Origin of the sequence: Vibrio sp. ER1A (assembly GCF_000733315.1) — a bacterium.
GTDB lineage: Bacteria > Pseudomonadota > Gammaproteobacteria > Enterobacterales > Vibrionaceae > Vibrio > Vibrio mediterranei.
This window is the reverse complement of record NZ_JPJA01000085.1, coordinates 79,441-87,704: the sequence shown is the minus strand read 5'-3', so window position 1 is coordinate 87,704 and position 8,264 is coordinate 79,441. Positions and strand designations below refer to the sequence as shown.

At 44.3% G+C, this 8,264-nt stretch carries 8 protein-coding genes; all 8 read left to right on the top strand.

The window, feature by feature from the left end; all coding sequences use genetic code 11:
• The first annotated feature begins 337 nt into the window (after nucleotides 1-337).
• Entirely contained in the window at nucleotides 338-781 is a 444-nt protein-coding gene (locus HW45_RS06435; RefSeq protein WP_038222468.1) for a PTS sugar transporter subunit IIA, read from the top strand.
• 13 nt (nucleotides 782-794) lie between these two features.
• Nucleotides 795-2,198 (top strand): PTS mannitol transporter subunit IICB, encoded by a 1,404-nt coding sequence (locus HW45_RS06430; protein ID WP_096443658.1) that lies wholly within the window; start codon nucleotides 795-797, stop codon nucleotides 2,196-2,198.
• Nucleotides 2,199-2,246: 48 nt separating this feature from the next.
• Nucleotides 2,247-3,518 (top strand): zinc-binding dehydrogenase, encoded by a 1,272-nt coding sequence (locus HW45_RS06425; RefSeq protein WP_006071821.1) that lies wholly within the window; start codon nucleotides 2,247-2,249, stop codon nucleotides 3,516-3,518.
• Between the two features lie 58 nt (nucleotides 3,519-3,576).
• A complete protein-coding gene (locus tag HW45_RS06420; protein WP_006071819.1) occupies nucleotides 3,577-4,095 on the top strand; it encodes an MltR family transcriptional regulator in 519 nt (172 codons plus the stop codon).
• Nucleotides 4,096-4,104: 9 nt separating this feature from the next.
• Entirely contained in the window at nucleotides 4,105-4,836 is a 732-nt protein-coding gene (locus HW45_RS06415; protein ID WP_038225654.1) for a nucleoside/nucleotide kinase family protein, read from the top strand.
• Between the two features lie 19 nt (nucleotides 4,837-4,855).
• On the top strand, nucleotides 4,856-5,602 hold the full coding sequence (locus HW45_RS06410; protein ID WP_038225652.1) for a phosphatase: 747 nt from the start codon (nucleotides 4,856-4,858) through the stop codon (nucleotides 5,600-5,602).
• Nucleotides 5,603-5,617: 15 nt separating this feature from the next.
• Nucleotides 5,618-7,597 (top strand): transketolase, encoded by a 1,980-nt coding sequence (gene tkt, locus HW45_RS06405; protein WP_038225650.1) that lies wholly within the window; start codon nucleotides 5,618-5,620, stop codon nucleotides 7,595-7,597.
• A gap of 384 nt (nucleotides 7,598-7,981) precedes the next feature.
• On the top strand, nucleotides 7,982-8,264 hold a 283-nt coding region (locus HW45_RS29540), incomplete at its 3' end, for a hypothetical protein (protein WP_038225648.1).

Here is an 8,264-nt window from a genome sequence, read left to right as displayed (position 1 = left end):
CTACTAGTGACTGGAATAGGCTTTAAAGTGCTTATAAGTAATGATCTCTATATCACATAAAAACGATCGTCAATATGGATAATGTGATCTAGTTCAATGTTTATTTGATTTAAGAGATGTCAAAAAACGATACGTGTATCAACTTTGTTCTATTGACTTGTAATTAAAATAAAATTTTTACCAAAACTTTCAATTGTAATTTGTTAACTTGATCATTACTTGCCTATTGACAGGTAATTTTTGGTGATTTGCGTCACAATTCGTGCGGAATTGCATGTCCCCAGGAAAAGAACTCATAATGAACTCAACGAAACGACATTCATTATGGGACAAGACAATGCTGTATGACTTAATCGACCATGACCTAGTAGACGTTGTAGAACATGATAACACATCATGGGAACAGGCTGTAAGAACGACAACACAATACCTCGAAGAGAAGGGCTATGTGACGTCGAATTACGCTGATGCCATTATTCAGTCTACCATCGACAATGGTCCTTATTACGTTTTGTGCCCGGGCATCGCGATGCCGCATGCTCGCCCTGAGGCCGGTGTACTAAAAACCGGTTTAGGCATTCACATCTTCCCTGAACCAGTAGACTTTGGTTCAGATCTTGGCCCCGCTAATGTGCTGCTAACCTTAGCTGCCAAGGATTCAGATACTCACATTCAAGTAATCCAATCTTTAAGTGAAATGCTTGTCGACGAGACAAATATAGAGAAGCTCGCAGCAGCAAAATCGAAAACAGAAGTATTGGATATTATAAAAACCTGCTAATAAGGAATGTAACGTGACTACAAATATGAGAGCGAAAGTGCAATCATTTGGCGGACATCTTACCGCCATGGTATTGCCCAATATAGGCGCATTTATTGCGTGGGGTTTTATCACTGCGCTATTTATCCCAACAGGCTGGATGCCTAACGAAGCGTTTGGCAGCATTGTTGGCCCAATGATCACTTACTTGTTACCGCTGTTAATCGGTTATACCGGTGGTCAACTTGTTGGTGACAAGCGTGGTGCAGTAGCGGGTGCTATCGCAACGATGGGTGTCATTGTAGGTGCTGACATTCCAATGTTTGTTGGTGCAATGATTATGGGCCCACTTAGTGCATGGGTTGTGGTGCAAATGGATAAACGAATCCAACACCGTATCCCGTCAGGCTTTGAGATGGTCGTGAACAACTTCTCACTGGGTATCGTAGGTATGCTTTTGTGCCTATTTGCTTATGAGATTGTTGGTCCTGCTGTAACTGCTGCAAACTTGTTCGTTAAATCAGGCATTGAAGCTTTGGTAGCAACAGGTTTCTTACCTCTACTTGCGATTATCAATGAGCCAGCAAAAGTATTGTTCCTAAACAATGCAATCGACCAAGGCATTTATTACCCTCTAGGTCTTCAAGCTGCGGCTGAAACTGGTAAATCCATCTTCTTTATGGTGGCGTCTAACCCAGGCCCTGGTCTAGGTATGCTACTTGCGTATGCGAAATTTGGTGAAGGTTTGTCGAAGCGTTCAGCGCCAAGTGCCATCATCATTCACTTCTTCGGAGGGATCCACGAGCTTTACTTCCCATATGTGTTGATGAAGCCAATCATGATCGTAGCAATGATTGCTGGTGCAGCGACAGGTATCGCAACCTTCAATCTACTTGATGCAGGTCTAGTAGCGGGTCCAAGTCCAGGTTCTATCTTCTCTTACTTGGCGCTAACGCCGAAAGGAAGCTTCCTAGCGACTATCGCTGGTGTGACGACTGCAACAATTGTTTCTTTCTTGGTAGCGAGTGCCATTCTTAAAATGTCCAAGAGCACAGAGTCTGAAGAGGACTTCGAGCAATCAGTCACCAATATGAAGGACATGAAAGCGGAAGGTGCTATCAACACAGTGGCTGCAACTCAAGCTACGGCTGAAGGCAAAAACATCAAGTTCGTTGCATTTGCTTGTGATGCAGGTATGGGCTCAAGTGCTATGGGAGCGTCTACCTTCAAGAGAAAGCTGACACAAGCGGGCTACGATGTCGAAGTGAAGAACTTCGCTATCGAAAAAGTACCTAGCGACGCAGATATAGTTGTGACTCATGAGAGTCTAGAAAGTCGCGCAGTGAAAGCAACAGGACTACCGGTCATTACCATCAAAAACTTTATCAATGACCCAGCGCTAGATGAGCTGCTGGTGACTATCGAACAACAAGCTTAATAACTATTATTTCGGGGGCGTCTCAGCGCCCCTATGAGGAGAGAGAACATGGTTGAAACTACGGCAGCTGTCATCTGCGGAGAAAAGAACATTCAACTTCGCACTTTTGACCTACCAGCTATTTCGGCGGATGAACTACTGGTCAAAAATATTTCTAACAGCGTTTGTTTATCAACGTATAAAGCAGCGCTTCTAGGTAGCAAACATAAGCGTGTACCAGAAGATATTGCAGAAACACCAGTTATCACAGGTCACGAGTATGCCGGTATTATTGTTGAAGTTGGTGACAACCTAAAAGACAAGTTCAAGCCAGGTGACTCTTTTGTACTCCAACCAGCAATGGGCTTACCATCTGGTTATTCTGCCGGCTACAGCTACGAGACATTTGGTGGTAACGCTACTTATTCAATTATCCCGAAAATCGCTATCGACCTTGGCTGCGTGCTTCCTTATGAAGGGAACTACTTTGCTGACGCTTCACTAGCAGAACCAATGTCGTGCATTATTGGCGCATATCACGCGAGCTACCATACAACTCCTTACGTGTATGAACATGATATGGGTATCAAAGAGGGCGGGTCACTCGCGCTTCTCGCTTGTGCTGGTCCAATGGGTATCGGTGCTATCGACTACGCGATCAATGGTCCAGTAAAACCTAAACTACTGGTTGTTACTGACATTGATGCAGAACGTCTCGCACGCGCTGAGAGCTTAATTCCAGTAAGCACAGCGGCGGAGAATGGTGTTGAGCTTCACTATGTGAATACGGCGAATGTGGAAGATCCCGTTGAGTACCTTAAATCACTGAACGGCGGATTAGGTTACGATGACGTTATGGTCTACGCCGCTGTATCACAAGTATTAGAGCAAGCGGATGAGTTACTAGGTAATGACGGCTGTTTAAACTTCTTTGCTGGTCCTACAGATAAGAAATTCAAAGTACCGTTTAACTTCTATAATGTGCACTACGAAGCGACTCACATTGTCGGGACGTCAGGTGGCTCTACCGGAGACATGATTGAGTCTCTAGACCTCTCTGCAAAAGGGAAGATCAATCCTTCGTTCATGATTACCCATGTAGGCGGCCTACAAGCAGCACCAGATACGATTCTGAACCAGCTCGATATTCCGGGTGGTAAGAAGCTGATTTACCCTCACATCGACTTGCCTTTAACAGCAATCGACCAGTTTAAGACTCTAGAAGACAGTGACCCATTCTTTGGGGAATTGGACGCGATTTTGCAGCAAAACAACTATGTTTGGAATGCAGAAGCAGAAAAAGCGTTACTGGAGTTTTATGACGTGAGTTTGACGGTTTAGTCGAAGCTTATTTATGTGGTAGCCTCACGGTTACCACATAATCAAAAGGTTAGAAACTTTGTCACGAATTGAAGATTTATTGGAGAAACTGGATGAGTGCGATAACGCCACCGCTTTTCTTCAAGTTTCAAACAAAATTATAAACCTCAAGTTAAAAGCCATACTTCCATCGGTATTCGTCCAAGACGAACTAGTGAAGGAGTATGCTGTGGACCCGTTGCTGAAAGAAGATGGGCCTCTCGTGACCACCGATGTGGTGTCAAAGTTAGTATTCGCAATGGGTAAGATTTCGCTAGAAACCTATTCGGATATCGGCCTTTACGACCAAGTGCTGGAGTACGCCTTGTCTAGGCCAGAAAAAGTGTCGTTTAGCGATGACATGATTTATGACTTTATCGAGAACCAAGCCATTTTATCTTCGCAACAAGATAGCTTTTATATTGAATCTCTAAAACAACTTAAGTTCTCTTCATTTGAGACGTTTTCACAGATGAGATACGAATCTCTCATCATCACAGTTCTTAAACTGTCTTGTGAAATGCTTATTCAAAAAATAGAAGAGGAGATCCATCAGTAAGGTGTCACTATGAAAGTGAATTTAAACGTTAGCGGCTTTGAAACCCAAGCTGAATTTCCCAATAGCGACGTTGAACAAATCCATAAACCCCTAGTCGAAAAATTCTCCAAACTCTACAAAGAAAAACAAGACCGAGTCATTATCTTTCTTGCTGCGCCTCCAGGCAGTGGAAAATCCACACTTGCAGCATTTTGGGAACATTTGTCAGAGCAAGACGAAGCCCTAGAAACCTTGCAAGTATTACCGTTTGATGGCTTTCACTTTCCAAATGAAATCTTAGACAGCAATAGCACGACTCGAAATGGTAAAGAAGTATTACTTCGCTCAATAAAGGGCGCTTATGAAACCTTCAATCTGACTGAACTGGTCAGAAAACTAAGACAGTTAAAAGACCCTGCGCCTAAATGGCCTTATTACGACCGAAATCTTCACGATCCCGTGGACGATGCATTGATTGTCGATAAGAACATTGTAGTTATCGAAGGAAACTATTTATTGCTAGATCAACCGGTTTGGAATGGGTTAAAGAATTTTGCTGATTTCACGGTGTTCATCGATACCGACCCTCAGTTCTTACAAGATCGTTTGGTGAACCGTAAGATTCGCGGTGGTACATCCGAGGAAGATGCCTTGGACTTCTACTACAAGTCAGATGCTATCAACGTCGATAACGTACTGAACAACTCTCAAAAAGCAGACTTGAACCTATATCTAAACCAAGATGGTTCCTTCAAGATTTAAGCGATAGAGGACGAGAGTCATGAAAATAGTCATTGATACCCATACTCATACTATCGCTAGCGGCCATGCTTACAGTACGGTCTTAGAGAATGCGTTAGCAGCAAAAAATAAGGGGCTGGAGCTTCTTTGTATTACGGATCATGCTCCTGAAATGCCAGGTGCCCCCCATTACTGGTATTTTAACAATCAAAGGATTCTGCCCCGATTTCTCCATGATGTCGGCATCTTGCGTGGTGTCGAAGCCAACATTCTAAATACAAAGGGGGAAATTGATCTTCCTAACTCCAGTGACCAACATTTGGACTGGGTTATTGCCAGCTTTCATGAACCCGTGTTTTCACCGTCCACGGAAGAAGCGCACACAGAAGCGCTGATCAACGCTATGCAAAGTGGCCGAATTGATGTGTTAGGGCATACAGGGAACCCTAACTACCCGTTTGATATGCGCAAAGTTTTACAGTGCGCGAAAGACTTAAACATTGTTGTCGAAGTAAACAACACCTCACTAACTGGTAAAAGCCGTAAGGGCAGTGACAAGCGTTGTGACGAAATTGTCCGTCTAGGAAATAAAATGGGTGTGTATTTCACCACGGGTTCAGACGCGCACTTTTGTGAGGAAATTTCAAAACTCGACAAAGCCATAGACCTGCTCACTAAACACCAAGTACCGGAAGAGAGAATTGTATCGACATCGTCGAGCCGCTTTCTAAATTTCCTGCGTCTACGCGGCAAAGCAACAATCCAAGAATTTGAACATTTATATTAATTTTCGAGAGTTAAAATGACTGAAACAAACAACAGAAAAAAACTCGCTAATGCAATCCGCGCGCTAAGCATGGATGGTGTTCAACAAGCTAACTCAGGTCACCCAGGTGCACCAATGGGTATGGCAGATATCGCTGAAGTTCTTTGGCGTTCTCACATAAATCATAACCCGTCAAACCCAGAGTGGGCTGACCGCGACCGTTTCGTACTGTCAAACGGCCACGGCTCAATGCTGATTTACTCTTTGCTTCACCTAAGCGGTTACGAGCTATCAATTGACGATCTTAAAAACTTCCGTCAACTGCACTCAAAAACACCAGGTCACCCAGAGTACGGCTACGCACCAGGTATCGAGACGACGACTGGCCCTCTAGGTCAAGGCATAACTAACGCGGTTGGTATGGCGATTGCTGAGAAATCTCTTGCAGCTCAGTTCAACAAAGAAGGTCACGATATTGTCGACCACTTCACTTATGTCTTCATGGGTGATGGCTGTCTGATGGAAGGTATCTCTCACGAAGCGTGTTCACTAGCGGGTACCCTAGGTCTGGGTAAGCTGATCGCTTTCTGGGACGACAACGGCATCTCTATCGATGGTGAAGTGGAAGGTTGGTTCTCTGATGACACACCTAAGCGCTTCGAAGCATACGGCTGGCACGTAATTCCTGCAGTAGACGGTCACGATGCTGATGCGATCAATGCAGCGATTGAAGCGGCAAAAGCGGATCCACGTCCAACACTTATCTGTACTAAAACCATCATCGGTTTTGGTTCACCAAACAAAGCGGGCTCTCACGACTGTCACGGTGCACCACTAGGTCACGACGAAATTGCAGCAGCACGTGAATTCCTGGGTTGGGAACACGGTCCATTCGAAATCCCTGCTGACATTAAAGCAGAGTGGGATGCAAACGAAGCGGGTAGCGCAAAAGAAGCAGCTTGGAACGAGAAGCTAGCGGCTTATGAAGCGGCTTACCCAGAACTAGCGGCCGAGTTTAAGCGTCGTGTGAACGGTGAGCTTCCAGCTCAGTGGGAACAAGAAGCAAGCAAGATCATTGCTGATCTTCAAGCGAACCCAGCAAACATTGCATCTCGTAAAGCGTCTCAAAATGCTCTAGAAGCGTTCGGTAAGATGCTTCCAGAATTCATGGGCGGCTCTGCTGACCTAGCACCATCAAACCTCACCATGTGGTCTGGCTCTCAGTCGCTAACGGCTGACGATGCGTCTGGTAACTACATCCACTACGGTGTACGTGAATTCGGTATGACCGCGATCATCAATGGTATCGCTCTGCACGGTGGTTTCGTCCCTTACGGTGCAACCTTCCTAATGTTCATGGAATACGCTCGTAACGCAATGCGCATGGCTGCACTGATGAAAGTGCAAAACATCCAAGTTTACACTCACGATTCTATCGGTCTGGGTGAAGATGGCCCGACACACCAACCGGTTGAGCAAATCGCATCACTACGCGTAACACCAAACATGAGCACATGGCGTCCATGTGACCAAGTAGAGTCTGCGGTTGCTTGGAAATACGCGATTGAGCGTAAAGACGGTCCAACATCGCTCATCTTCTCTCGTCAAAATCTTGCACAACAAGATCGTAACGCAGAGCAGCTAGCCAATGTTGCCAAGGGTGGTTACATCCTGAAAGACTGTGAAGGTACACCTGAGCTGATCCTTATCGCTACAGGCTCTGAAGTTGAGCTAGCAACAAACGCTTACGCTGAACTGACGGCTGAAGGTAAAAAGGTACGCGTAGTGTCTCTTCCTTCTACTGACGTATTTGATGCGCAAGATGAAGTATACCGTGAAGCAGTTCTTCCAGCGGCAGTGACTAAGCGTATTGCAGTTGAAGCAGGTATTGCGGATTACTGGTATAAGTATGTTGGCTTCGGTGGCAAGATTATCGGCATGACAACATTCGGTNNTAAGATGTTTGGCTTCACAACTAAAAACATTGTAGCGACTGCGAAATCGCTACTGGCGTAAGTGCTTTTGTACGGTATAAGAAGTGAGATGTTTCTCTTATGCCGTACAACCTGCCTCAAGAATCGACAGTCATCCCTCTCATCAATACACATTATGAATGTGATTTTTTGAGCCACATTTACCTTTATAGTGTTAATATTATTTAACCGCTCGTGTATGCCTAGAATGATCAGTTTCTAAATAAGATTACCTTTCGATGGAAATATCTTATCTCTTGCCTAATTAAAAGCAATATATCAGAAAATAACAGCGAATAATTTATCCACGATTCACATTAATCTTTTGAGAAAGTATGTTATCTAGACATTGCTCATTATAAATGGACAATAACAGATATTTTGTTGTGTGTAATAAGTCGTAGAGCACTGCAGGAAATTAGAAATAATGTTCGAAACAACACGAATAAGATTGATGCTTCATATGGCAGATGTCTACATTAACGGCCCTTTGAGGCACAAAGGTGCCAAAAATATCCATAAACAACTCGCCCGAAGCCAAGAGCAAGCTCTAGACTGCTTGTTCAAACGATGGTCTCCAAGTCCTCTTCATGTATGGAACTTAGTCGATCCACACCATACATTTGACCCTGAAGAAATCAAAGTTATTGAGCAAGTAGTCACTATTATCGGCGCTGATACATTCCAAGCAGATATAGATAAAGTAAAAC

Excerpts from the sequence above, each read along its gene's own strand:
- HW45_RS06435 (WP_038222468.1), top strand. The coding sequence starts at position 338 with ATGCTGTATGACTTAATCGACCATGACCTAGTAGACGTTGTAGAACAT.
- HW45_RS06425 (WP_006071821.1), top strand. The coding sequence starts at position 2,247 with ATGGTTGAAACTACGGCAGCTGTCATCTGCGGAGAAAAGAACATTCAA.
- HW45_RS06415 (WP_038225654.1), top strand. The coding sequence starts at position 4,105 with ATGAAAGTGAATTTAAACGTTAGCGGCTTTGAAACCCAAGCTGAATTT.
- HW45_RS06410 (WP_038225652.1), top strand. The coding sequence starts at position 4,856 with ATGAAAATAGTCATTGATACCCATACTCATACTATCGCTAGCGGCCAT.